The organism is Serratia sp. JUb9 (genome assembly GCF_014298095.1).
Classification (GTDB): Bacteria; Pseudomonadota; Gammaproteobacteria; order Enterobacterales; family Enterobacteriaceae; genus Serratia_B; species Serratia_B rhizosphaerae.
Map to the genome: position 1 here is coordinate 1,798,159 of NZ_CP060416.1, position 25,397 is coordinate 1,823,555.

Consider the following 25,397-nt stretch of genomic DNA (forward strand, 5'->3'; position numbering starts at 1 on the left):
TTGAGTAATGTTATTTGCCGGAGTTAATGTCTGAATGTCTCTTTCATGCCATTTAAATGAACTGGCTTAAAGTAAATGTCACGCATCCGTCGCACATCGCCGTGTATATCAATGCTGACGATGACATCGATGCTTTTAAGTACCTTGCGTAACAGCACATCAAAAGGAATGTTCCGGCAGTCCGGGTTTTCATAGCAGCGGTCAATGATGCCTTCAATACATTCTTCCGGGCTGCCCGCATGCAGGGAGGTTATTAACCCTTCATGCCCGGAGCCGACAATTTTCAGCGCATCCCACGCCTCCCGTCCACGAATTTCCGCCAGTAATATCCGGTCAGGGTTCATACGATAATTAGCACGGATCAGCCTGCCGGGTGTGACAATGGCGTTATCCCCGGCATCCGCCGGGTAAAAAAGATGAACATAATTGGCATGGTGATAAAAACGGATTTCGGGATTATCCTCAATCGTTACCAGACGGAGATGTAGCGGAATATAATACAGCAGCGTTTTCATATAGGTGGTTTTGCCGGAGCCGGTTTCACCCACAATAAAAATCGTTTTGCCGTATTCCACCGCCTTTTCCATAAAACGGGGAATATCCCCGCTGTGATATAACCGGATCAGTGCATTATCCTGACTTTCCGTATTTTCCTGACCAGCCACGTGCTGATAAAATCCCGCATCAATCCATGACTGATGTGTTTTCTGCTCAAACGAGGGTTTGCGAAGCGTAATGGACACCGTATTACGCTCGCAGGCCGGGGGAATAATCGCCTGAATACGTTCGCCGGATCCTAATGTTGCTGAAAGGATGGGTGATGTATCGTCGATATTATCGTCATGCCAGGACGCCAGCGCTCTGGCAAAAGCATGACACTGACGTAACGTGATGGGAGATGCCTGTTTTTGCCATTTTCCCCGAATTTTTGTATGCAGCTCACCCGGTCGGTTAACAGCAATTTCTGTCAGGCCATCCTGCGCGAGAAAATCACCAAACAGCCGGTTTTTCATAAAATCCAGTGACAGGTTTTCAGCGTTCATACCATTTCTTTTTCAGTCGAAGTTGATAAACAGAGGAAAAATCAATATCCGTGCCGGTCATGATGCCGATCACATCACCCTGGTTCAGGTACATGGTGGGCGGGATACTGATGCTGTTTTCCAGCGTCGTTTTCGCCATTTCCGCCGTGGCAGCGCGGGTGTTTTCGGTATAGTCGGTATTACGGTCTTTACCCGGTGCGGCATCTGATGCCGCCACCGCCACGTCCTGCACGGTACTGAGCATCAGGGCATTGCCGAAACGCTCCCAGAAATGGCTGTCGATCCAGCCCGCGATCCCCGCCTCACCGAGCGGGCCGGTGGCCTGCGTATCGGTGAGCGGGATTTGCAGGCTGCCGGGCTCCGGCGTGCGCAGCTCCGTCCACAGCACAAACATCCGGCTGCGTCCGTGTTGCAGTGCCCCGGTGCGGTAGACGCCACGGGCGACCGTTCCTGCCGGGATCAGCTTCACATGGTTACTGGCGCTCCAGACATTCTCACCGATCAGGCAGGAGATTTGACCGCCAACATCGGATACGAAGCGCCGCATCATCGAACACGGAATATAGCGATCCACCGGGATATAGAGATCGGGATTGAGGCCAAGCCGCTTCACGCCGGTAACGCTGGCGAGGCCTGGATTGTCGCTGTTACTGCTGGCTGCCGGTGTGACCCTATCCGGGCAACGCAGGCGCCCATCTTCGCCACTGACCAGTACCGACTGACAGGATGTGTACGCCGTTGAGGCTGACGGGCTGCCCGACGTTTCCGCGTTGCTGCGCGATCCGCTTCGGGGCGTGCGCATATCGTCGCCTGACCCTGTACTGCCGCTGTTCAGCCCGCCTGCCAGTGCTGCCGCCTTGTTCAGAGCGGGCGGCCCGGGCGGCAGAGCTGGAGTGGCCGGGGCGCTCTGACTGGCAGTGCCTGCGCTTTCCTGCCTCCCTGGGCCGAACAGGCCAAACGGGTTACTGTCCATGCCCAGATTCTTACGCTCCTGCTGCACCGTCCCGGAGGCGGGCGGTGGCGCAGTGTCAGATTCTTTCTCAGCACCCCTTTTCAGGGCGCTGAGAAGACGATCGCCACCGGATGCCAGCGCGATGACCAGTACCAGACTCAGCAGGCTGACGATCAGCGTGCGGCGACCAGAAGCTTTACGAAAGCGGGTCACTTCCGGCTGACCGGGCGGCGTTTTCTGCTCCGGTTCCTGATATGCCATTGCCGCGCGGGCGCGTTCGCGGGCTTCTGCTTCCCGTTCTGCGGTGGTTTTTTCCGGTTCGTCCGGGAAAGATTTGTCGGTCATTTTTCCTCCAGCGTAACGGACGGCGAAACGGTGTCACTGTTGGTCAGCGGGATACGCCCGAATCCGTCGTTTTCGATCCCCACCACCGAGCTGCCGTAACGCAGAACCAGTTGCGGCGATGCCGGAACCACCATCACGGTGTAGTTGCCCCGTTTAACCGTTCCGGGCGTGACCGCCTGCTTCTGGCCGTTAACCACCCGGAAAACGGAAGGCAGGGTTTTCGCAGGAGAAAAACCGATATACGCAAAACGACCGTCATCCCAGGTAAAGTCCGGGGCGATGGCGGCGGAACCGGCGGCCACCCGTTTTGTATAGCGCCAGTTGCGCGGCGTGGTTGTCTGCCCGAATGCCGCCGCTATCCGCTGCCGGTCCAGTGTTTCCTGCTGTCGTTGCTGGAGGGTGGCGCTGGTGGCCGCTGACTTTTTCCGCTGCTCATCGGGATAGTGGTAGCGGATAACAAAGGCCTGGGCGGGCGAGTCTTTATCCAGCACGTTCAGCTCCAGGCTGTAATCGCGCTTCGATGTCACCACGAACAGGTTGGTTTTCCAGTCTTTTGCCGTCGGCAGAAACACCTGACTGACGTTGTTGCCGCTGGCGTCCGTGACCGGCTGGGTAATCGGGTTCGGGCTGACGCCCACCCGGTTATCGCTTTTCGTCACGGTCCAGCCTCTGGGGAAACCCGCCTGCGCATCGATAACGGTTTCATCATCATCAAACACCAGCATGGTGACGTAGCCGGGTCGGGTACTGGCGACCGTGGCGTTCTGGCTGTTGTACGTGACGTTCTGCATCCGGCTGTCATACGCGCTGCCGCGCGGTGTCGCCGCGCTCCATGCCACGCATGACGCCAGTAAACCCGTGAGGAGCAGAATGTATTTCAGCATCATTCCCCCCTCAGCTCTTTGTCGCGCTGGTAGCTGGTGACGATAAAGCCCAGCGGGTTCACTTCGCGCTGGCTGTCGGTCAGTTGCCGGTGCGGGACGTAGCGGTATGTGAGACGGATATTCCACACATCCGTTTTCACGGAATTATCAGCAATACGGCGGATAGTGCGCTTGATACGCAGGGTTGCCAGATTATCCGGCCCGGTGGCAGGCGTATGAACATTGGAAATAATGTCGATATAGACAACATATTCCGCCTTATTAAAAATAACGTCCGGTGCCTGGTCACCGTTAAACCCGTCCAGATAGTCCCGGTTCACGCTGTCGCTGTTAAATAACTGTACGTCGTCATAATCACGCTGGAGGGAGAAATAATTATACCCCTCGCGAAGTCTGACATAGTGTGCTGCCAGAGAGTGCGCCAGTGCTTTTTCAGACGAGATATCCCGCTCCTTCACACGGGTCATATATTCATAGCGCCCGGTCTGTTTATCCACTGACCATAATTCAGTGTCGGTAGTTTTCAGCGGCAGCAGAATAATAATGGCCGCAATCGCCATTGCAGCCAGAATCAGTCCGGCAGCGGCCACCCGCCAGGCGGTTCTTCGGGAACGCTCTTCCTTTTCCAGCAGGATGGATTCAAAAGAGCGGGAAACATTAACAATGTTCTGAATATCAGACATGGTGAGTCAGCTCCTGAATGATGGCGGGGGAATTCACCGGCTCGGGTTCGCCGGATACCGGCGGGAGGTCGCCCTGATGCCGTGCGCAGCCCGTGAGCGCGCACAGCATCAGAAGAAAGATGCTGAATTTCATGGAAGCCTCTTATCGTATGGATGCAGGAATGCCGCACCGGTGGCGCTGGGCACGGCGTGACGGGGAAAGGAAATTAACAGCCGGGAGGATTAACGGTAACGCTGCCGGTTCAGGCGTTTCATACTTTCGATGGCGGCGGCGCGTTTCTGCCAGGCGCTCACGGTTTTACCCACGCCTGCGCCGGTGAGCCTGCCTGTCGCCGCGGCGACGGCCATGCCGCCTTTCGCAGCCAGGCGGGCACCTCCCTTTACACCCGGCCCGGCAAGACTGGCGGATTTATTCGCCAGTCCGCTCAGGCCACTCATGGCTGCACCCTGCAGCACCGCCTGTACGGCGGCCCCGCTGAGTGCGCTGGCGAGCTTCGCGGAGAACCAGACCACCACACCCGCCGCTATCCCGGCCAGCAGGCACTGCGCTGCCAGCGTGACCATATTGGTTTCAGCGGATGTTTTTGCTGCGGCATCCAGTATTTTATTCAGGTAATTAATGGCGATACGGATGGATAAGGCGGAAAACATGACCGTTAATATTGCCGCGAAAATCGTTTTCAGCCAGTTATCAAACATCGGCTTAAGAAAACCGTACAGCAGGCAGAAAATAAAGAGCGGCGCGGTGGTCGTCATTAACAGGATGGTGATTTCGGCGAGCAGGTTGACAAAGGTGGCTGCCATCAGCAGGACAATAGAGCCGCCCCATACCAGAACTTCGGCAAGGCCGCCATTCAGTTTGACGTAAGTTGAGGTGTCCATATTAAATAACTTTTGCCCCAGCGCCTGTGCCTTTTCCCAGACAGTATCGAGCAGCGCCCAGACGTTATCATCGCCGCTGATACCGTCTTTAAGTCCCTGGATAGCCGCTACCGCCATATCCAGCCAGCCATCCCGGTTTAACACAAAGGTGGTGATAAGCAGCATTCGCCCCACATCCCAGGCGATATCTTCAACCGGGGTCCGGAGTTTGCCAGCCAGCGTCTGATAACCGCGAAACAGTATAAATAAGGTAAAAGAGCTGACAATGATGACGCTGATCATCGTGCCGTAAGTGGAAGACTGGCCTTCCAGTACGGCATTCAGTCCATTCATGATGTTTTTGTCCATACCAACAAAAATACCACCGGACATGGTGCCTCACCTGATATATAAAGAAAGGAAATAAAAAACAGGGAGAATTCCCTGTTTTGCTGAAGGAAAAATTACTGTGTCACAGCATTTCGTTTTTCAGCTTCCTGCTGAAATATCGCCTCAAATTTCTCCTTAACCCCGGGCTGGCCTTCCTGTGCAAACATAAGTGCTGCCCGGTGGGCAAATTCGCAGTTATCGCTTGCCTCGCCATCCTTCAGGCATTGCGTATAAACCGCATAAGTTTCGTCAGGATGCTGTTTATACCAGGCTTCGGATTTGGTTTCCTTGCAGCCGGAGAGCACGATAACGCCTGAGAGTATGCATAAGGTGAATAAGGATCTGAGCACGGATAACCTCCTTATAAATTATTAAGGTCAGCAACAGGTGCCGTTAGCTGCTGCTGTTCAAAGGCTTTCTGTCTTTGCTGTTCCAGCAATGTCGTTCGCTGTTCAGCCTGTCTGACAGACATCTCCCACTGATTCGTCAGCGCATTTAACTGTACGCTTTTCGCCGCGATGGCGTTAGCCAGATCCTGAGACTCTTTCGAGTCTTGCGCATTCGATATACGGTCAGATAAGTCTGATATGTCGCTGAGTGTGCTGTTGATCCTGTTTTCAACGTCAGTGGTATTCTCAATCGCCATTGCCTGATTGAGGATCATCTGTTTACAACTGTCGGCCAGAGACTGGGATTTTATTCCTTCCTGTTCCGGGCTGCATACGCTGAACGATTTGTATTTACTGTAAAGGTTTTGCAGTTCAGCAGAATATGAACTGTTCTGCGTGGTCAGCAGATCATCCAGTGAAATATCATTCTTACGGAGATTATCAATATCGGTTTTCAGGCTTCGGGCATCACTGAGAAAACCCTGAATATCCCGCACGCCGGTTGCGGTAGCCAGTTGTTTCTTATATGCATCAAGTTCACTTTTATAATGGGTAACCGTATCTTCCCATTGCTGTAGTTTCTGCATCCACTGGTTAATGGATTCGGTATTCTGCACGGCGTCGAAAACCGGTATTCCGGCGCTGAACGTCTGTGCTGAGAAAAATAACGATAATGCCAGAAGGTGATTCCTGGAACGCATTGATATTACCTCCGGTTGGCTTTCAGATTGCCCGGTCAAGAAACGTATCTTTCCATTCATCAGGTCGCATACCGTCCTGATAAATGGCATCGAATATTTTCAGGTTGTCCTCACTGCCGCTGAGAAGCCGGGTGAATTTACCCAGTCCGGACAGATCCATTTTCGCCATCGCCATAAACGGGCGGGTTTCCCCGGCCCGAAGCGGTGTTTTCAGGATGACCATATAATGCTCGCCCGGATCCAGATTCCTGACCGTGTCATAAACACTTTCCGGTACTTTCATTTTTTCCACGTAATCCGCATGGCTGGCTTTCGGGTTGGCGAGGAAAATCTGGGTACCGCACTGCTCAATAATCGCCGGGGCTATGGGATGTTTGACGATTTCATCCGGTGACTGTGTTGCCGGAACGAAGATACCGTTCAGCTTGCGGATGACTTTCAGCATATTGAGCGAGAAGCGGGAAAATTCGACATCGGCCAGCCAGCGCCAGAACTCATCCATAAACATCACCAGGCGGCGACCGTCCAGCAGGCTGGTCACGCGATACAGCAGGTAAAAGGTCACGGGGCCGCGAATATCGTCATCATCCAGAAATTCGGTGCCGTCGATACCAAAGTTATCGACATCGCTGATGGTGAATGTATCGGCCTCGTTATCAAACACCCAGCCGAACTCGCCCCCCTGCGCCCACTGTTTCAGGCGAATACGCAGCCCGTTGGTGCGGGCGTCTGTGGTCGGCGGCTCCGGCAGCACTTCCAGTAGCCGGGTGATCCCGAACCGGCGGTACTCCGGCGGATAGTCCAGCATGATGGTGTCAACGGCGGCACTGATCCGCTCCTCATCGCGCGGATCGAGCGGCTTACCGTTGCGGCGGCACAGCATGCGCACCAGCCGTTTGATAAAACTGATGTTCCGGCGGGTTGGCTCCAGCGCAAACGGGTTGAAGCCGGTGGGCTCGCCGGTACGGATACGGAAATAACGCCCGCCCGCCTGGCGGATCGCCATCTCCGCCGCCCGGTCCTTATCGAAATACACCGTGGTCAGCCGTTTGAGGGTGGCAGAAGGCGCAAACGACGCCGGGTTACGGTATTTCTGCATCAGTTGTTGCATGACGGTCATCAGCAGGGTTTTGCCGGAGCCGGTTTTCCCGATAATCGCCGTATTCCCCGGCGTTTTCTCACCAGTGTCATCCCGTCCGGCCTGGCTGTCGTGCAGGTTCAGGTAATACCCGCCACCGCCGGGAGATGTGAGGATGGCGATGGCTTCCCCCCACGGATTGCCGCTACGTTTGTGGGGATGGAAGTTATGCAGGCAGGCCATATCGGCGAAATTCTGGCTGCTGACGGCCACCAGTCGGGGACGCAGCATATAGACGCCCGGCAGTTGCGCCAGATATGCAGCTGGCAGTGACAGGGTGGAAAGCGTCGTCATAATACCCAAATCGGCGAAGGGCTGGGCCAGAACGTTAGTGTCCTTCACCACCTGTCCGGCACTGTCTGAGGAGACCAGCAGGGAAAAGTGGAATTTACCGCATGACACATGTCCGGACTGGAGCAGGTCGCGCAGGACAATCAGCTCTTCGCGCTGGGAAGTCGCGTCGTCGTCCGTGGAGTTAAGCCGTTTTTCCGCCAGCCGGATATGATGCTGTGCCTCATCCCGTGCCATGCAGGTAAAGGACTGCGTCAGAACATACTCGCTTTCGGCGTACAGCAGCGCATCCAGCATGCCGGTGTGGGTTTCCGGGGAATAATCCTTAATCTCCAGACTGCGGAAGAAGCGGGAACCGCTGACCGTCTGGCATTCACCGGTGTCGGTGGTGAAAAACACGTCCGGCGTGCTTAACGTTTCATAAAACGGCGAGCGCGTTACGGCCACTTTCTGCCACTGGCCGGTGATCAGGCGGTGGAAGAACGCCAGTTGTGAGGAATATACCCGCCCGTTTTCTTCATATATCCCCAGCGGCGTTGCCATATAGCGGGATAATGAAGATTCCAGTGCTTCACGGTATTCCTGCATGATTTTGAGCGCGTCATCCAGAGCTGGCTGGCGTTTACCGTGCGACTGCGCTTTCATGGTTTTTTTCTCAATCGCAGAGAACGGCGCGTAGCAGACGGTGAAAAACAGCCGGTGCCGCCAGAACGGTTTTTCTTTTACCGGCTGGTAATACCGCCGGGTCACGTCATCAGAAAAGGGTATGCCCGAACAGGCTTCAAAAGCATCATGGTATTTTTCACGGAGCCGGTGAATATAAAATGTTACCGGCAGACCTTCATACGAGCGGATAATATTGTTCAGATGCGTGGCCATCAGGGTCAGGTGATGTTCGTCTTCACATTCAAAGACTGTACCGCCCAGTTCCCAGGTGGCAACCAAATCACGGTGACGGTTTCTGATGACGTAAGGGTGAATATGGGAGGAATACGGAATATATTTATCCAGCGTAATACGCTCGTTTAATTTCATTTTCTGAATAAACTCCGACACATCAACATTATCGTACTGGTTTGCCAGAAGGGCATTCGCGCCAAAATGCTTACTGGTGAAAAGTCGCCCACGGGTTTTAAATGCCAGCCAGAGCAGACTGAAATAATGAATATCCTTCCGGGCTTTATTTTTCATTTCCGCCCAGGCCGGGATCAGCAACAGTGCCAGGTAATAGCTGACATAGACCGCCAGCAGGACGATGGCCCCGCTGACGAGAACGAACGGCACAAGAGGAATACCCATAATGGCGGCAGGCCGCGTGAGTGCTTTATTCAGCGTAGCCATCGTTACCTCGCTTATGACACCCAGTAGGCACCGAAGCCGGACGCGCCGACAATCAGGATCGCGCCGATGATGACGTTACGCATATCGTGCAGGCTCTTGCCGTCGAAAAGCACCTTGTAGCCCACCCACATGGTCGCCAGCGTGATGGTGACGGCGGCCAGTCCCAGCAGGCCGGTCGAAGTATTGCTCAGTGTCTCATTGGCCTTGTTAAATCCGCTGTCCGCCGCCAGCAGTGGGGCAGGCAGCAGCACGGAAGCAACAACGGAGTAACGGCGTTTACGCATGATCATTTATCCTCATCAGGGATAACAGGGATAGCGCCGCGAATGACGGCACCGGGATAATGCAGAGAAGTCAGGATCGGCGCAGTGGCACCGGCAGGCTCGCCGCGCAGCACAACGGCGGGATAACGGACAGAGGGCTGTACACTCCGGTCAGGGGCACGGTGCCGGTCTTCCCGCGTGGACGGGACGACATAGCCAATGCGCTGTACGTAGCTGGTCTGGTTAAAGGCGGATTCCGGTCGCTGTCCGGTTTCAAAGTTGCCGGAGTAGTAACAACTGAGTGCTCGTTTCAGGGTGCCGCCGCGCCGGTAACAGTCGGCGAGAATGCGCTCAAATACCGACAGATTGATGCAAGGGTTAAGTAGGTCGCTGGCCGTGACGCCGTAATGGCGGAAATTGGTGCTGGTGATTTGCATCAGTCCAACAGAGTAACGGCGGCCCTGAGCCATTAGGCTGCGGAGAATATGCTCTGCCTCTCCCCGACTGGCTGGCTGGTGAGAATTAACGTGTTTATCGCCGGAAGATTCTCCGGAGTTCGGGACAATCTCGGCAATGGCATACGGGTTAAAACCGGATTCCACCCGCGCCACGTCGAGTGCCGTGGACGGATGAATGCTGGCGGCGCACTGCATGGCCGCCGCCAGAAAGGCAGTGGTGGAAAGCATGATGGCCTCAGAAAGCAGACAGCATGCAGGGTCTGCAGACGCTGCATGCTGTGGAGTCAGAATCAAAGGGATTACTGCGCGGTTTCGACAGGAGCCGTACTCTGCTGCGGACTGTTTTCCTCGCGAGGTTCCAGCAGGACTAGTTTGCCGGAGACGGCAATACCGGGCGTCAGGACAATATTCAGACCGGCTTTACCGTGGTGAGCAAAGGCAACGCCGACTTTTGTCCAGTACGTATTTTTCTCGCCCTGAGTATCCGGCTGACTTTCCTGGGCAACATATGCATAATAATCGGGTTTTCTCATGATGAGCCCTTTTAATAAAATGGTAGAAAATAATATTTTTCGATCACGTCCCGATTCTGCATTCCGGTTTTAACGGGTCAGCGAGAACATTCAGCGGCACCCTGAATTGTGGTTTTGTGACAGCCCGTTCCGTATTATTAAAGAGCAATACCCGGCCCGGACGAATTAACGTCCATTAGGGCAACCATTCTGTAATGGCGTGTTCAGCATGAGGGGGCTGGATCGAGTCATAAACGATAAACTCAAAACAAAAATGAAAGAGTTAGTCGGATGGATAAATAAAGAAATTGGAGAGCAGGAAAGGAAGTTGAAGTAAATTATGGGGATTTATTTTTACTTTCTGATACAGATAAAGACGTATGAGCATTTATTACTCATACGTCTTTTGGTTCACATTTAACAACGACGGCGTTCAAGTTTATCCTGACATTCCGTACAGGTTGTTACGCCTGGTAGTGCCTGCCGTCGTTTTTCAGGAATAGGTTTACCGCATAAACGGCAGTGGAATAATGATGGTGTTGTTCCTGGTTTGAAACGGCTCTGTTCAATCATCTCTTCCAGTCGTTGTTCATTGAACTCCTGATCGCGGTCGATCTCATCCGGCATTTGATGCCCTCCTGTTGGCGGCTTCCTTTTCGCAGAGTGTGATGCGCTTCCAGATGGTGGTGAGAGACAGACCTTCGGCGTCCGGCAATAGCTTTTCCGTCACCTGCATCATGGCGGCCAGCGCGTCGGAGGATTCAAGGTTATCCACCCGACATTTTTGCCATTGCCTCCAGATTTCGGCATCTGTCTCTTCATCTGGTTCAGGCGTCCGCCCATACGGCACGCTGACACTCAGCAACCGGCGACGAAGGCAGACTTCATTTGATGTCAGGCCAAAATAGTGGTTGAGCAACGAGATAGAGCCACCCAGGCGGATAGCACGGTTAATCTCCTGTTGATGCTGGTATTCCTGGCGGGCCTGCGCCAGTAAATGATGCAGAACATCATGGCGGACACTGACCGAAACAAAGGGAACTGCCGCCCGGCTGACCGTAAACAGTTCATCGAGTGATAACTGATTAAGAGCATTCATTTCGTCGAAAGTAAATCCGAGGGATTTACAGTGACGAATATTGCCTTCTTTCAGAGCGTGCAATGCATCAGTTAAGATGGTGTAATTAATTAATGGAATCATTCTGTTATCTCCTCAATCCATATGGAAAAGTTGAGCAAATAAACGGACATTTTTAACTGATCTAACGTCCGGCTAACTTAAGGTTGATCCATTCATCAATTTCCGATTCGAGCCAGGCCACACTGGCCGGGCCAATTTTTATTGAACGTGGGAACGAACCATTTTTCATATACAAGTAAATTTGAGAGCGTTTCAAACCGGTTTTTTCTTCGACCTGTTTTAAACGTAACAACTGATGTGATGTCATTGTATTCTCCTATTGTGGAATGACTGGTGCATGTCCAGAGAAAATAAAAGAACACAGCAGTAAGCTTAGGAAAAGCCGATAGCACCTTATTACTGATGGGAAGATCCTTAGTACGGTTTTGTAGTGAATAAATAATAAGTTATTAGTTGTATAAGGATGTGGAGAAGGATAGTTGTGCTGCTGTGTAGTTTTCAGCGTTTCGCTGCTGCAATGGTGTCATGACTTAGCGTGATAATGAGGACAATAAAAAGATGCGGTTAAATACATTCATTGTGAATTTCAGTCAGGGGGGGGGGCGTTACCACTGTGGCGGTAATGCGCTATGAAGCATCGCCATAGAAGTGTTCTGTGTGGTCGAAACATATATGCTCAACTACTTCCTTAACACAATGCTGAATTGATTGTGCTTCCCGATCATGTATAGACCGATCCAACAGATATAATACCGTCCTTTGATTCTTTTTATCGTTAAGGCGGCTGAGGCAATATAGTCCTGGCTGGAGGTTCCATGCGGTAAAGATTCTGTAGTGTGATCCCCCGCATAGGGAGACGGATATGGCAGCTCTATGACTCACCTCTGGTTTCTTGGAAAACCTGATGTCGCTAAATATCGGTTAAGTGTGCGCTTGTTTTCCGTTCGGCAAAATAGTGTGCGGGTGTACTGCCCATGGTTTTTTTGAACATGGTGATAAACGCATTAACCGATTCATACCCCAGATTAGCTGCAACATTCTGAACCGAAACGCCGCTAGCCAGTTCCCGGAGAGCAATTATCAGTTGCAGTTGCTGACGCCAGCGTCCGAACGTCAACCCGGTTTCGCGCAGCATTAAACGCGCGAGAGAACGCTCGCTAAGCGCCAGTCTTTTTGCCCATGTTTTGAATGTGCTTCGGTCATCAGGTTGACTGACCAGAGCATCGGCCATGGCGCGGATTTTAGGATGCGACGACACAGGGAGGCTCAGTTTCTGCTGAGGCATGGTGGCTAATTCATCAAGTGTTACTCTGGTCAGTCTGGCTAGATGGCTTTCTGGTGGGTATCCGACGCCCTCGTGGGTTAAACGGGCAATGAGTTCTTTGATCAGACCAGAAATGGCCAGAGTGCAGCATCGCTCCGGCAGCTCGGCGGCTCCAGGCTCGATAAAAAGATAGTTGAGATGCGCATTCCAAGTAGCTTTTGCGCTGTGCGGCACTCCCCCAGGGATCCAGACGGCACAATCAGGCGGCACGATCCAGATATCATTTTCGGCGCGACAAATGACCGCTCCATAGAGGGCAATAATCAATTGCCCTTTGCGGTGCGTATGCACAGGCACTTCGGCCGCGTAATCGACAAAATCCAAATGACGCGCGACTGCGGGGCAGGAGGTGGTATCCGGATCGAACAGCGTATTGGCAAGTGGGGGTAACATAGATTGGCAACATTTAGGTATTTTTTGACAGAATAGAGTATTTAAGTAGATATGCAAGCCGGTAATAATTTCCGGCATGAAAAAATTAACGCGAGTTACTTTCATTTTTTTACACACGATATGCCATCGTCTTCACGGTATGGCTTCTCCTTCACTACTGAATGATGCGAACGCTCTGCTCTATTCGGCGAAGAGTTTTACCGCTGCGATGCTCGCATACTATATTGCATTATCAATTGGCCTGGAGCGGCCTTCCTGGGCAATTATCACCGTATATATTGTTTCCCAAACCTCCGTCGGAGCATCGCTAAGCAGAAGTTTGTATCGTCTGGTGGGAACGGTAATTGGCGCTGGCATGACGGTATTAATTGTACCCACGTTCGTGAATTCCCCCGTATTTTGCAGCGTGATACTGGCAGGCTGGATTACATTCTGCCTCTATTTGTCCTTGCTGGAACGTACGCCCCGGGCCTATGGTTTTGTCCTTGCTGGTTACACTGCGAGTCTGATTGGCTTCCCTGCTGTATCCGATCCTGGCGCGATTTTTGAAATCGCTATCACTCGGGTACAGGAAATCATGATCGGTATCTTCTGCGCGGCACTTATCCATCGCTATGTATTGCCCGCGCGCATCTCAGGCCAGTTCAACAGTAAATTATCGCAGACGCTGCTCGCGGCGCGACAGCGTATCGCAGAGACTTTAACAGGCAAACCCGATCCTGTTTCCTCGCCGCTGCATATGGCACTGGCATTGCAGTTCCTGCAGGGCATCAGCCATCATATCCCTTATGATTTTGCGTTCTCTGTACCGGTCCGGCAAGCGAGAAAAAGGCTTCATGACAGGCTTGCGCGATTAGTCATTGTTAACTGTGAGTTACGTGACCGTTTAGCGCTGATAGCGAAGATACCTTTCGATGTGCAAATTTTAATGGATGATGTTGAGGTCTGGCTGGCCTGCAAAGATGAAGGAAAATTTAAAAGCGAGGGGGAAGAGCTCAAAAAACGCAGTGAAAAATTACTGCAGCGCTATGTCGTACATGAGTTGACGTTTGTAGAAGCACTGCATGTAAGTTTTATGCGCTACCTGACAGAGGCCATTGTCCTCGTGCAGCAGTGCTATCGTCTTTCGGATGCCATTCATCACGCGAATCAGATGCCTGCGCACTCAGAAATGAATACCGTGAAAGGGTATGTATTCCACCGCGATCCTCTTACTGCTGCCCGCACCGCATTGGGCGCTTTCACCATCATTTTGAGCGGCTGCATGGTGTGGATTTTCTCGGCATGGCCTGATGGCGGTACGGCAGTATCTATCCTTGGCGTTTGTTGCACACTGTTTGGCAGCTTCGATACGCCTGCCCCGCATATTGTGAAATACATCATTGGTTCCCTCTGGGGAGTTGTGATAAGCCTGATTTACAGCTTCTTTCTCCTACCGCAAGTCAGTGATTTTATCGTGCTGGTAGTGGTTCTAGCTCCGGTATATCTGCTTGCCGGATCGCTCCAGGCAAGGCCGCCCACCACGTTTATGGCGATGGGGATCACACTGACGCTGCCTATTTTGTGCGAGCTGGGTGCTCATTACAGCGGGGATTTTGCCGTGGCGGTGAATACCTCTATCGCATTATTTTCTGCAACTGGCTTTGCGGTATTCAGCATGGGCTTTCTGCAGACTGTGCAGGCAGATGCGGCAATAAATCGCCTGCTTAAATTATGCCAGCGCGATATTAACCGCAGCGTGAAAGGTGTGTTGAATACTGATGAAACTCTCTGGATCAACCTGATGATCGATCGGGCTGCGTTGATACTGCCACGTTTGCCGCGCAGCGGACAGTCATCAGAACAGGCATTGAATCATCTTTTGCACACCCTGCGTATAGGCCTGTGTGTAATGCGATTACGCCGATGGGATGCGCATGCAGACAAAGAAATAAAAGAGGTTCTCAATTGTCTTACACACTCGACGGATATTAACACCTTACTTGAACGGATTGTCAGCCTGACTGAGCGTAGCCTGTCCGTAGCAGATGAACTATCGCGGCATCATGTTAATCAACTGGTTGATCTGTACTGCGCATTAAGCACTCAGGAAATGGAGCCTGTCGATGATCAATGATTTCAATATTGAGGGCGTTTTTGTACCCGGTCTACTGTTAATTTCCCTCGTCGCGCTCACCTGTACGCTATTACTCGTGCAGCTTTTCTCGCTAAGCAAGGGTTACCGTCGCTTGCCGTTTCGCCCGATGATCGATTTTTCCATCTTTATTATTACTTTTTACCTGTTATTGCAGGGACTGACCGAACTGGGGTTTTTAAAATGAAATCGTTACTTTCTCTACTGGGCCGCTATTTGCTGACGCTCAGCGCTGTGGCGGTTGCTACGCTTTTGGCTTTTATTCTCTGGAAACATTATGTGCAAACCCCCTGGACCCGCGATGGTCGGGTTCGTGCGGATGTGGTCCAGATTGCGCCGGATGTCTCTGGACCGGTTCTGAATGTGGCCGTCCGCGATAATCAGTGGGTTAATCGGGGCGATGTGCTCTATTCCATTGACCCGCACTGGTTGAGGTTGGCAGTGGTCAGCGCCCAGGCTGATGTTGAGGCGAAACGTCATGAAATGCTGATGCGCCAGGATGCGGCGAGGCGACGCTCTCAGATTAAAGGGGTGATTTCCAGCGAGGATTTACAACAAACAGCCAGCGCAGCCAGCGTCGCTGCGGCTAATTACCACGGTGCACTGGCTGCGCTGGACCTTGCAGAGCTTAACTTATCGCATGCTATTGTTCGGTCACCGGTTACGGGCTATGTCACACATTTGCGGCTTCGCCCTGGTGACTATGCCACAGCGGGAGAAACTAAAGTTTCCATCATTGATGCCAATAGTTTTTGGGTGGTTGGCTATTTTGAAGAGACTAAGTTGCAACATATCCGCACGGGAAATACTGCACACATTACGCTGATGGGATTTAAGCCGGTGATCACGGGTCATGTTGAGAGTATCGGACGCGGAATAGATGATAACAATGACGAGACCGGGGGGCTTGGCCTGCCTAATGTCGAGCCAACCTTTAGCTGGGTGCGGCTCGCGCAGCGTATCCCGGTTCGGATTCATATTGACAGATTGCCGGAGGGAGTTGAATTGGTGGCTGGACTGTCTGCGAGTATATCCATCACACCATAATAAAAAGTATGGTTTCTATTGAGGATTTATGCAGAACTTAGGGATTGTCAGCTCTTGATCTATATGCCTGATGAAAATGTATTTCTAGTAGAGTAATTCTAAGGTTTCGGTTATGAAAAACAGAAAAGATTTTGTAAATGACTTAATTATCTGGATAAACAAAAATATAGAGATGCCACTAAAAATTGATGATGTGGCTATCAGGTCCGGATATTCAAAATGGCATTTGCAGAGACTGTTTTTTTCTGAAACAGGGCAGAGCCTGGGAGGTTTTATCAGAGAGAAAAAATTATGTCTTATTTTAGAGGCTGTTATCACAACAAATGAACCTTTGATAAACATCGCGATGCGATTTGGCTTTGACTCTCAGCAATCATTAACCAGGGCATTTCGGAAAAGGTATAATGTCCCCCCGCACCGGTATAGAAAAAAGGCCGTAAATATTAAAAGCAAGTCTACTAGGGAGTAAGGTAATTACTCGTATCATAAGGATGAGTTTTTAAATCTTTAGTAACTATCTGGATTATGGACGGGTTCATCTAGTAATCATGGCCTTAGTACCTCAGTTATATATTTGTTGAGCGAAATGAAATCACTCATTTATTTCATTGTAAATGAATCTAAGTCTTTCTGTGCAATGTATGTTTTCGTGTTTTTGCATGTGTAATGTATTGGTGAGTAAATTTTGGATTAATTAATTGGAATATAATTACGAACCCATGTGTGTATTTAATGGTTGGATAAATTAAGGTTAATCTATTTTTCGCATTTTGGATTCGATCGAACCTATGCAGGTCGGCTAAATCCTCCTTGAATAAGGAGTGGCTTTATGTATGTGTGGGGTTGTGAGCATTTAAGTACTATTTTGTTTTTACATTTCTAATGCTTGGTAATTGATGATATGTATTTATACCCGTAATGCAGAAATATAATATCCCTTGAGGTGACAAGGAAAAAAGAGTCAAAAAAACTAATTATGTCCGTATTACTGATTTTAGGGTCCTTAATACGGACATTTGGGTTTGGTAAAATTCACTTGCGTCAATCCGACATTGATGTGGGGGAACCGCGTACGAGTGCAGTTTTTAACGTATCACCACTGAGCCTGTCGGTAATGCCTTCGTCAGATGCCCATTGTTCGAAAATAGATAGTAGTTTGTACGGTTTACTAATTAATGGACGGATGACTTCATTGTTTTTACAGACCAGCCAGAAAAAACGAGATAGTGGTGTTGATATTCGCGTTGCAGATAATGGGGGCACTCTGCTATTGGTTATGATGTCAATGACTTTATCAAGTTCAGTGTGTCGAATAACAAACCAGGCATCCCGAGGTAAAATATGAGCCGGGAAATACTCTTTCCCCAGGTAATTATTTATCCTCTTTGAGAATATCTCTTTATGTACATATGGTGAAATGTTTTTAGGGAGTTGCATAATTTTTTGTGTTATTCTTTCTTCCCATGTCATTTTATCGAATAGTTGAAATGGTTCTCCTTGTAAGCTAACTGTTATGCCATGATTAAAATCAATAGCTCCTGTTACAGGTAATGGTATTTTAAGAGATTGGGCAAGTAATTTTTGTACTAGAACATATTCATATCCAATCAATAGAGTGTCAATAACTCTCTCTGTGGGGATGATATATTTGCCAGTAGTGCTAACAATAAAATTATGTCCTTCAATAAACGCTTTTTTGTCAAGAAGGCATAAACGATTTATTGATGACATATCACATGGTCTGAGCCTTACTTTGTAGCCCGACCTCTGTATTTTTCGTAATGTAATTGGCGACTGAAAGTAAATAGAGAGATGAATGCTGCCATGTAATGCATGCTTGTAAATGTCACTTTTTTTTAATTTTCAGTCCTTTTTTATTTATCACTTCGACTGCTTCACGGATAGTCAGCCAGTCAGGCGAACTATAGTTTGTATTTGATAGTGTTTGTTTTTTTGACATAGTGGTTTGCCTCTATTTCTATTTTTTTAAAAAAATACCATGAATTTTCCAGTGAAATTAATTTCATGGTGCGGGATTTATTACGTTATAATATTTGGATTATATTGGCGCGGGGGCTTCTTAGCGTTTCAGCCCCCCATATCCGGCCTCATATTTCGCAGTGATTGAAAAGAAGAACAAATATCAGGTTAAACTAATTCAATTCTCAAACATTATTTAAGTTGAATGGAAGACATTACATAAATCTGTCTGCTCCGCCTGATGCTTCAATTGTCTGTCCAGTAACAAACTGATTCCTCCCAGAAAGTAGGAACGCAGCAATTGCAGCAATATCTTCAGGAAGTCCAAAGCGGCCCACAGGCGTTTTCTCTTTACCCAGTAATGCCATTACCTCTTCGTCTGTTCTGTCAGCCAGTTCAGGACGACGATTGCGAACATTCGGTAGCATGTTCTGCGCCCAGTTATCCGTCGCGACAGCACCCACTCCGATCGCATTGACCAGAATGCCATCCGGAGCCACGCTAAGTGCTAAACTACGGGTCAGGTTGTTGATAGCGGCGCTCAGTGCGTGTGAGACGGTAAGTTGCGGATTAGGGTAGATACCGCCAATGGATGAGATATTGACAATACGCCCCCAGTTTCGTCTCTGCATCCCGGGGATGATTACCTTACAAAAACGTCGCATGGCGGAGAATTTGGTCTCAGTCATTATCTGCCAGTCTTCTTCCGAAGTGGTTAACAGCGTGCCCGCATGGGCTCTTCCGGCATTGTTCACCAGTAAATCAATACGCTGAAAAACTTTTTCCGCTTGTTCAACCACTAAAGAAGGTAGTTTGGGATCAGTCACATCCCCGGCAATAGGCAGCACCGAAACACCGTATTTCTCTGAAATTTTTTTCGCAGCAAGAATCAGCTCAGGTTCTCGTCTGGCCACCATGACTAAATGCACACCATTCACGGCCAATTCTTCACAAATGCTGAAACCAATTCCGGTACGGGCTCCAGTTACCAGAGCCACTTTTCCAGTCAGTTTTAAATCCATTTGTTGCTCCTCAAGTTAAGCACAGTCAATAACATGAGCAGTATTAGTAACAAATCTCTTTTTCAGGAGCTTGTGCATCAGAATTCAGATGTCTGAAAAAAGCGGTCAAAGAGTTGGGTGTCGCCTTTGCTTATACTCCAGACAATATTGAGTTTAGTGCCAGGAGTGGTCAATGCGTTCGGACAATCACGAGCTTTCTTCTACCAGGATTCTTATGCTGGGGATTATTTGTTGTATTGTTGTGGCTAATATTTATTTTAATCAATCTGTCCTGAATTTAATTGCCGGATCATTTCCCAATGAATGGGGAGCTGTTTCTTTGATCCCCATGGTCACCCAGGTAGGCTATGCGGTGGGCTTATTCTTTCTGATCCCCCTGGGCGATTATATTGAACGTCAGCGGCTTATCCTGCGTCAAGCGCAGGTGCTTTTCCTGGCAATGATCGGCATGATGTTATCCCCAACGGCGACAGTGTTGGTGTTCTTCTCCTTCCTTACCGGGATGGCTGCAACAGTAGCTCAACAGATAGTGCCGCTTGCCGCCTCGCTCTCAAGAACTTCTGCACGAGGTAAAACCGTTGGTACGGTGATGAGCGGTGTCCTGGCAGGTATCCTTGCTGGCCGGGCTATCGGAGGCCTTATTGGTCAGTATTTCGGCTGGCGTGGCGTCTTTTTATCCGGCGCGATCATGACATTGCTGGCTATATTTTTCATCTTACGCATTTTGCCTACTCAGTCGTTGTCAACGCCAAAGTTTAACTATCTGGCGGTATTACGTTTATTAGGACTGCTGTGGAAAAACGAGCCGCAGGTGCGTGGTGCAACTCTTACACAAGCAATGCTGTTTGCCTCCTTCAGCGTGCTGTGGACCGTGCTCCCTTTCTGGTTAGCTCATCGCTACGATTACGGTGCAGGGATAACCGGCGCCCTGGCTGCTTTGGGGTTAATCGGTATTCTGTGTGCGCCTCTGGCGGGAAGTTTCAGCGATCGTCAGGGACCATTCCGAATGGTTGTTTTTGGTGTGATACTCATGCTGCTAGCCTGGACTGTTTTTTGGAGATGGAACAGTATTGTGGGTATGGTGGTGGGCATTCTACTACTGGATGCGGGTGAGCAATGTGTACTGATAGCTAATCAGCACACGATTTATTCTTTGCGTCCGGATGCCAGAAACCGTCTTAATACATTATTTATGTGCGTTATGTTTATTGGCGGAGCATGTGGCTCACTGACTGCCACCTGGTTATGGGAGACAACTCATAGCTGGGCGCTGATTTCTTCAGCAGGGGGCGGACTCGTGATCATGGGGATGTTAATAGCCGTAAAACGTAAATATTCAGGTCCCTATTCGGGCACATAGCGCAATAGCACTTCTTACATCCGTCGCATTGTCTGAGTCATCAACATCATGTAAAGCGTCCTGTATCAATTGTTTAGCAGCCCATTTTTCCCCGGCTTCAGCCTGCAATGTCGCCAATGAATAAGCAATACGGAGGGCCCAGCCATGAGCCTGTTGCTGACGCGCTTTGTCCAGGGCCTTCTCCAACAGCAGGCGTTGCTTCTGAGGAGGTAATTGAGTGGCAGAAAGACGCATCAGCTCTGGCGTGCACCAGTTTTCATGATCTTGGCGGGTGGCTCTCAGTGATACCCCGGTATCAATTTCTGACAACAAGGGGGAATATTGCCAGTCTAATCCCATCGCCCGCAACGAGCTAAACAGTGTAGTTTGACTAACATCGGTATGACTGAACTGTTTGGCCCAAACAAGAAACAGCTCGCCGTATGTCTTCCAGAAATATAAATCATGCCTTTTTGCCAGATGAATAAGCCAGTTTGCGGCCTTTATAACCCAACGCGGATTACGATCCAGTGCTGCTGTCATACAAGCGCCTTCAGCCAGTGCACAGCAAAGAGAACAGACATGCTGCAAACGAGCGGCTTTTTTAACACCGCGCCATGCCATCTGTTTCGCGGCCTTATACTCACCCTGTAACCAGAGTAAACGAGACAGAAAGGCCTGACCGGCGCTCGCTTGATCAAGACCAAAACGGAAAGAGTGGCTTAATTCACCATGTTCATACCAATCAAGAGATTGCTGGAGATAATCACGCCCGACATCATGACGGCCCAAAAAATGCAGGGATACACCGAGAATACGCAGCCCGGTTGCCATCGCCTCCTCGTCGGTAATGGACCGTGCTAGCTCGCACATAGATTGCGCATGCTCAAGCGCTTTATCCAACTCGCCAGTACGCAGATAATACAACCATAATCCGTAATGAGCCTGTAAACGTATTTCTTTGTCGTCGAGCTTTTCTGCAATTGTCAGCGCGGTTTTCCAGGCTGAATGTGTTTCAGGCGTAGGGCCTTTTGCCCAGGTTGACGCCTTACCTGCTACAGCGCTGAGATTCATTCTCTGGCGTAGCGTTAATACTACCTGCGAAGTATTTTCATAAAGCAGAGGATAAATATGGCGCTGACATTCATCGTATAGTGAATATTCAATCCAAAAAGGGGTCATCGCTTGTAATATCTTAAGCCCCTTAGAAGGATCGGCCCCCTCAGTCAACGTTTGCTGTAATACACTCCGCAAATCATTAAGCATATGGCTATAACGTTCACGCCACTGTCCCGTTGGCAGCATAAACCAATCACCTTGGGCCTCTTCTACCAGAACTTTATAATAACCGGCAAAACGGGCCTCAAGAACAGTATATTCACCCTGTTGCCTGAGTTTATCGCATGCGAACTGGCGCATGGTTTCCAGCAGGCGGAAACGGGTCTCTGGTACCTGAGTACTGACCTGAATCAGGGATAAAGACAGTAATCTTTGCAGATCGTCAACAACCTGCCAGCGATGCTTGTCTTTAATCAGCAGAAGGTCGCTTACTGATTTCGCACTGAACATATCGGTATAGATCCCCAGAGAGCAAAATAATCGTTGTTCACGTGTGTTGAGCAACTGATAAGTCCACTCCAGCGCGGTCAGTATTTTCTGATGTCTGGGCTCCAGAGATCTGTGCGTATTGCTCAATAGCTGGAAACGGTCTTCCAGTCGGCTATAGATCTCTTTGACACTCATGACTGGCAGACGGGAGGCCGCAAGTTCAATCGCCAACGGCAGACCGTCAAGATGACGGCATAACTCGCCAATCAAAGACAGTTCGCTGGCTGATGGATGGTAATCATGTCGATTTGCCTGCCCGCGTTCGATAAAGAGGCGGACACTGGAAAAAGTCAGTAACTCGTGGGTATCAGCCTCTTCGCTCTCAGGAACTTGTAATGGTGGTAGTAGATATTGTTGCTCGCCGGCAACCTGCAACGCTACCTGGCTAGTCAACAACAGTTTGATATGGGGAGCCAGGTGCAGGAGCAACGTAATCACTGGTTCAAGTTCATTAATTACATGTTCACAGTTATCAATCAGCAGTAAACATCGACGCCGTGCAAGCTGTTGCCGTAAATCGGCATCATTATGAATGGCAGCTAATGGAAGATGGAGCGCTTGTGAAATAACGGATAGCAAGCTGGATGCTTCGGTGATATGAGCCAGTTCAGCCACACATATTCCATCAGGAAAATGCGTGTGTGTAAGACTGACGACTTCCCATGCCAGACGAGTCTTACCCACGCCCCCTGAGCCTGTAATCGTCACCAGACGGTATTGATCCAATAAGGCGCATAATTCCTGCACAGCTTTATCACGCCCCAGAATCGACGCTAGAAAAGGGGTAATAGCGGGCTCAGGTATTTTTGATTTAGAGAGAGGTTCAGTTGGCGATTTGTTGATATTAAAGCGATAACCACAACCAAATTCAGTAACCAGTAGATGGCGGTCATGTCCCAGTATGCGGCGTATAGCTGAAATTTGTGCCTGAAGATTATTTTCTTCGACGATTTCATTTCCCCACACTTGCGTAAGTAAAGATTCTTTACTTACCGCTTTACCTCTGGCACTCACCAGAACAACCAGAACATCAAAAGCTCTGGCAGAAATTCTTACTGGCTTACCCCGATGTAACAGAATCCTTAGCTGTGGCCAGATTTGCCAGTCAGCAAAGTGAATCTCATCAATTGATATCATAGTGTTGAGATCTTCTGTTTTGAGCATCACGAACTCTCGCTATGGAGTAAGCCATTTCTAACGAAAGCGGTTATCAGAATCAGGCTACATGTTGAATGTGTTGCATCGGAGTATCACTATTCAATACCACTTTTACCGTTAATGATTATAAAGCCAATAGTGCTATGTGGCATAGCTTTGCGATCAAACTGGTGATGAAAACTGAACTTCGACGAACGATCCACGCTGACAATAAGACGACGATTGGCATCCAACGAAGCGATCAAAGGCTAATTATTGCGATGCCGGTCAGCACCACCACTGCACCGGCAATCCGGCGTGCCAGATGATTTTCACGAAACAGCCAGTACGAAAGAAGGGAGCCGACAATAATGGATGTTTCCCTGAGAGGAGCGACGAGTGCCAGTGGCATGCTCTGCATGGCTGTCAGTACAAGGATGTAGGCAAGGGGAGAGCATACAGCAATGATAAGGATTGGGATGATATCCACACGTACAGCAGTTGGAATGCGATTTCGTCGCCGCATCGCACCAGGGGTAAGAATCAGACTCTGTAGCAGGAGTGTGCTGGCGTAGTAGCGCACTGGATCCAAGTGCAGAGAGATTACCGAATAACCGTCCCAGAGTGTATAGCCAGCGATGGCGGTGCCTGTCGCTGCCCCCCAAAGCATTCCCTGTAGTGGTCGGCTTCCGCTCCTGAACGGATTGCCGGTGACAACGAAAATACCAGCGATAACGATAAAAGCGCCGAGTAAAGCGCCTGGTGAAAGCCGTTCTCCCATGAGAAGGGTTGCAAACAGTATCGTCAGAACTGGTCCACTTCCTCGGGCAATCGGATAAACAACACCCAGTTCGGCGCGCTCGTAGCCAGCCTGCAAGATTAGAGAATAAGCGATATGAAGTGCAGACGAGATAACTGCGCCGACAGCGAGTCTCCAGTCGAGTTCCTGTTGTCCCTCAACTATCAGAATGAGGCTGAACGGGAGCCACAGCAATGCTGAGGCACAGCTGTACGCCCAGACGAACACAAGAGTGTCTTCCCTCTTGTATTTTGAGGCTATATTCCATACTGCATGAGCTACCGCAGCAGTAAGAATCATTGCTACCGTGCTGAACTGCATCAGGACATATCGGGCAAATCAATACCCGCCCGTTCAGCCCGGCGACTTTGTTCTTTATCCCGCAGAGTGAGAGCAGCGACCAGCGTATCAATAACGACGAGCTGGGCCAGTCGACTCCCGGCAGCGGCCATCTGTGCCGGGAGTGGCATTCCGCCAACAACGAGCGAAACGTTGGCGAGTGTTGCCAGTGGGGTATCGTACTGGTTAGTTATTGCAATAAGCGATGCTCCTGCCGAGGATGCTGCATCAGCGATGGAGAGTGTGGATGATGTGCGCCCTGTTGAACTGACGACGATGATGACATCGCCTGGACCGAGTAGACGAGCAGCAATCATCGCTGATAAATAATCCTGGATACTGACGGTTATCACACCCGCCGTCCGCAAACGAAAGACCGCATCAGCGGCAACCGTCGCAGAGGGACCAGCACCAAATGCAAATACCTGGCGTGCGCTCTGGATTAAATCGACCGCCTCATCAAGTGCGGAGATTTCGATAGCACCGCTGAGCGCAGTCAGTGCGTCTACACCAGCACGAATTGATGTTTCCAGCACTGATGCCAGCGTCGCATCCGCTGTAAGAACTTCAGGCGGGGCAAAGAATTGGGCAGTGCCACGAGCCCGGGCAATCTCTATCTTAAGTTCAGTGAACCCGGTGAACCCGATCGCTCGTGCAGCGCGTATTACTGTCGGCGGTGATACACCAGCACGGGTGGCAACCTGTGCTGCCGTGCTTGTACCGACAAATAAAGGATCGACAAGCAGGAGATCGACAACTTTAGCCTCACTTGCAGCGAGGTCGCCGCTTCGGGCGTGAATGCTGCCAAGCCATTGCTGTAACCGCTGCTCACCTTCTGAAATTCTATTACCATTTTCTTTATTCATATGTAATATATTACATG

Annotated in this window: 25 protein-coding genes and 1 pseudogene; 5 read left to right on the plus strand and 21 right to left on the minus strand. The window is 50.1% G+C overall.

Annotation, left to right across the window (positions count from 1 at the left end; translation table 11 throughout):
- Positions 1-23 precede the first annotated feature (23 nt).
- The 16 genes from virB11 to HF675_RS08485 all read right to left on the minus strand — a co-directional run bounded on the left by virB11 (position 24) and on the right by HF675_RS08485 (position 13,109).
- Positions 24-1,043: a P-type DNA transfer ATPase VirB11 gene (virB11, locus tag HF675_RS08410; RefSeq protein WP_187044410.1), complete on the minus strand. Its 1,020-nt coding sequence runs from the start codon at positions 1,041-1,043 to the stop codon at positions 24-26.
- Positions 1,033-2,340 (minus strand): VirB10/TraB/TrbI family type IV secretion system protein, encoded by a 1,308-nt coding sequence (virB10, locus tag HF675_RS08415; protein ID WP_049096906.1) that lies wholly within the window; start codon positions 2,338-2,340, stop codon positions 1,033-1,035. Before virB10 ends, virB11 begins: the two co-directional genes overlap by 11 nt.
- Entirely contained in the window at positions 2,337-3,224 is an 888-nt protein-coding gene (virB9, locus tag HF675_RS08420; RefSeq protein ID WP_064360579.1) for a P-type conjugative transfer protein VirB9, read from the minus strand. The genes virB10 and virB9 overlap by 4 nt, the downstream gene beginning before the upstream one ends.
- Positions 3,224-3,907, minus strand: coding sequence for a virB8 family protein (locus tag HF675_RS08425; protein ID WP_049096908.1), 684 nt, complete (start codon positions 3,905-3,907; stop codon positions 3,224-3,226). Before HF675_RS08425 ends, virB9 begins: the two co-directional genes overlap by 1 nt.
- The gene (locus tag HF675_RS08430) at positions 3,900-4,040 is read right to left on the minus strand and encodes a hypothetical protein (protein WP_032936799.1); all 141 of its coding nucleotides are present in this window, start codon (positions 4,038-4,040) and stop codon (positions 3,900-3,902) included. Before HF675_RS08430 ends, HF675_RS08425 begins: the two co-directional genes overlap by 8 nt.
- 89 nt (positions 4,041-4,129) lie before the next feature.
- Positions 4,130-5,161: a type IV secretion system protein gene (locus tag HF675_RS08435; RefSeq protein ID WP_049096909.1), complete on the minus strand. Its 1,032-nt coding sequence runs from the start codon at positions 5,159-5,161 to the stop codon at positions 4,130-4,132.
- A gap of 71 nt (positions 5,162-5,232) precedes the next feature.
- Positions 5,233-5,508: an EexN family lipoprotein gene (locus HF675_RS08440; protein ID WP_090049480.1), complete on the minus strand. Its 276-nt coding sequence runs from the start codon at positions 5,506-5,508 to the stop codon at positions 5,233-5,235.
- A gap of 11 nt (positions 5,509-5,519) precedes the next feature.
- A complete protein-coding gene (locus tag HF675_RS08445; RefSeq protein ID WP_090049478.1) occupies positions 5,520-6,248 on the minus strand; it encodes a type IV secretion system protein in 729 nt (242 codons plus the stop codon).
- A gap of 22 nt (positions 6,249-6,270) precedes the next feature.
- Positions 6,271-9,018, minus strand: a complete 2,748-nt coding sequence (locus tag HF675_RS08450) for a VirB3 family type IV secretion system protein (RefSeq protein ID WP_120763963.1) — start codon at positions 9,016-9,018, stop codon at positions 6,271-6,273.
- A gap of 11 nt (positions 9,019-9,029) precedes the next feature.
- Positions 9,030-9,308 carry a TrbC/VirB2 family protein gene (locus HF675_RS08455; protein WP_049096914.1) on the minus strand — a complete coding sequence of 93 codons (279 nt, stop codon included), beginning with the start codon at positions 9,306-9,308 and terminating at the stop codon, positions 9,030-9,032.
- Entirely contained in the window at positions 9,305-9,967 is a 663-nt protein-coding gene (locus HF675_RS08460; RefSeq protein WP_049096915.1) for a lytic transglycosylase domain-containing protein, read from the minus strand. The genes HF675_RS08455 and HF675_RS08460 overlap by 4 nt, the downstream gene beginning before the upstream one ends.
- Before the next feature lie 71 nt (positions 9,968-10,038).
- Entirely contained in the window at positions 10,039-10,272 is a 234-nt protein-coding gene (locus tag HF675_RS08465; RefSeq protein WP_049096916.1) for a hypothetical protein, read from the minus strand.
- A 396-nt stretch (positions 10,273-10,668) separates the two neighbouring features.
- Positions 10,669-10,878, minus strand: a complete 210-nt coding sequence (locus tag HF675_RS08470; protein WP_048211278.1) for a TraR/DksA family transcriptional regulator — start codon at positions 10,876-10,878, stop codon at positions 10,669-10,671.
- Positions 10,868-11,452 carry a DUF2857 domain-containing protein gene (locus HF675_RS08475; protein ID WP_032936811.1) on the minus strand — a complete coding sequence of 195 codons (585 nt, stop codon included), beginning with the start codon at positions 11,450-11,452 and terminating at the stop codon, positions 10,868-10,870. Before HF675_RS08475 ends, HF675_RS08470 begins: the two co-directional genes overlap by 11 nt.
- 61 nt (positions 11,453-11,513) lie before the next feature.
- Positions 11,514-11,699 carry an AlpA family transcriptional regulator gene (locus HF675_RS08480; protein ID WP_032936812.1) on the minus strand — a complete coding sequence of 62 codons (186 nt, stop codon included), beginning with the start codon at positions 11,697-11,699 and terminating at the stop codon, positions 11,514-11,516.
- A gap of 603 nt (positions 11,700-12,302) precedes the next feature.
- A complete protein-coding gene (locus HF675_RS08485; RefSeq protein ID WP_049096918.1) occupies positions 12,303-13,109 on the minus strand; it encodes a helix-turn-helix domain-containing protein in 807 nt (268 codons plus the stop codon).
- Between the two features lie 76 nt (positions 13,110-13,185).
- Here HF675_RS08485 and HF675_RS08490 point away from each other — a divergent pair, with 76 nt between their 5' ends.
- The 4 genes from HF675_RS08490 (at position 13,186) to HF675_RS08505 (ending at position 16,759) form a co-directional block, all read left to right on the plus strand.
- Positions 13,186-15,225 (plus strand): FUSC family protein, encoded by a 2,040-nt coding sequence (locus HF675_RS08490; RefSeq protein WP_049097165.1) that lies wholly within the window; start codon positions 13,186-13,188, stop codon positions 15,223-15,225.
- Positions 15,215-15,430: a DUF1656 domain-containing protein gene (locus HF675_RS08495; protein WP_004899298.1), complete on the plus strand. Its 216-nt coding sequence runs from the start codon at positions 15,215-15,217 to the stop codon at positions 15,428-15,430. Before HF675_RS08490 ends, HF675_RS08495 begins: the two co-directional genes overlap by 11 nt.
- The gene (locus tag HF675_RS08500; protein WP_004899294.1) at positions 15,427-16,290 is read left to right on the plus strand and encodes an HlyD family secretion protein; all 864 of its coding nucleotides are present in this window, start codon (positions 15,427-15,429) and stop codon (positions 16,288-16,290) included. Before HF675_RS08495 ends, HF675_RS08500 begins: the two co-directional genes overlap by 4 nt.
- Positions 16,291-16,402: 112 nt before the next feature.
- On the plus strand, positions 16,403-16,759 hold the full coding sequence (locus tag HF675_RS08505) for a helix-turn-helix domain-containing protein (protein ID WP_049097167.1): 357 nt from the start codon (positions 16,403-16,405) through the stop codon (positions 16,757-16,759).
- A 572-nt stretch (positions 16,760-17,331) separates the two neighbouring features.
- Here HF675_RS08505 and HF675_RS08510 read toward each other — a convergent pair.
- Together HF675_RS08510 and HF675_RS08515 are read right to left on the minus strand one after the other, a co-directional pair.
- Positions 17,332-18,250: pseudogene (locus HF675_RS08510) on the minus strand (hypothetical protein).
- A 235-nt stretch (positions 18,251-18,485) separates the two neighbouring features.
- Entirely contained in the window at positions 18,486-19,292 is an 807-nt protein-coding gene (locus HF675_RS08515; protein WP_064360569.1) for an SDR family NAD(P)-dependent oxidoreductase, read from the minus strand.
- 172 nt (positions 19,293-19,464) lie between these two features.
- Between HF675_RS08515 and HF675_RS08520 the strand changes: the two genes are divergently transcribed.
- Positions 19,465-20,652 carry an MFS transporter gene (locus HF675_RS08520; RefSeq protein ID WP_187044411.1) on the plus strand — a complete coding sequence of 396 codons (1,188 nt, stop codon included), beginning with the start codon at positions 19,465-19,467 and terminating at the stop codon, positions 20,650-20,652.
- On the opposite strand, the gene HF675_RS08525 is transcribed toward HF675_RS08520, so the two are convergent.
- From HF675_RS08525 to HF675_RS08535, 3 genes are all read right to left on the minus strand, one after another.
- The gene (locus tag HF675_RS08525) at positions 20,629-23,403 is read right to left on the minus strand and encodes a winged helix-turn-helix domain-containing protein (protein ID WP_049097170.1); all 2,775 of its coding nucleotides are present in this window, start codon (positions 23,401-23,403) and stop codon (positions 20,629-20,631) included. The two genes, HF675_RS08520 and HF675_RS08525, sit on opposite strands and share 24 nt — an antisense overlap.
- Positions 23,404-23,638: 235 nt before the next feature.
- Positions 23,639-24,496, minus strand: a complete 858-nt coding sequence (locus tag HF675_RS08530; protein ID WP_049097172.1) for a DMT family transporter — start codon at positions 24,494-24,496, stop codon at positions 23,639-23,641.
- Positions 24,496-25,380: a MurR/RpiR family transcriptional regulator gene (locus tag HF675_RS08535; RefSeq protein ID WP_004899254.1), complete on the minus strand. Its 885-nt coding sequence runs from the start codon at positions 25,378-25,380 to the stop codon at positions 24,496-24,498. The genes HF675_RS08530 and HF675_RS08535 overlap by 1 nt, the downstream gene beginning before the upstream one ends.
- Positions 25,381-25,397: the final 17 nt, after the last annotated feature.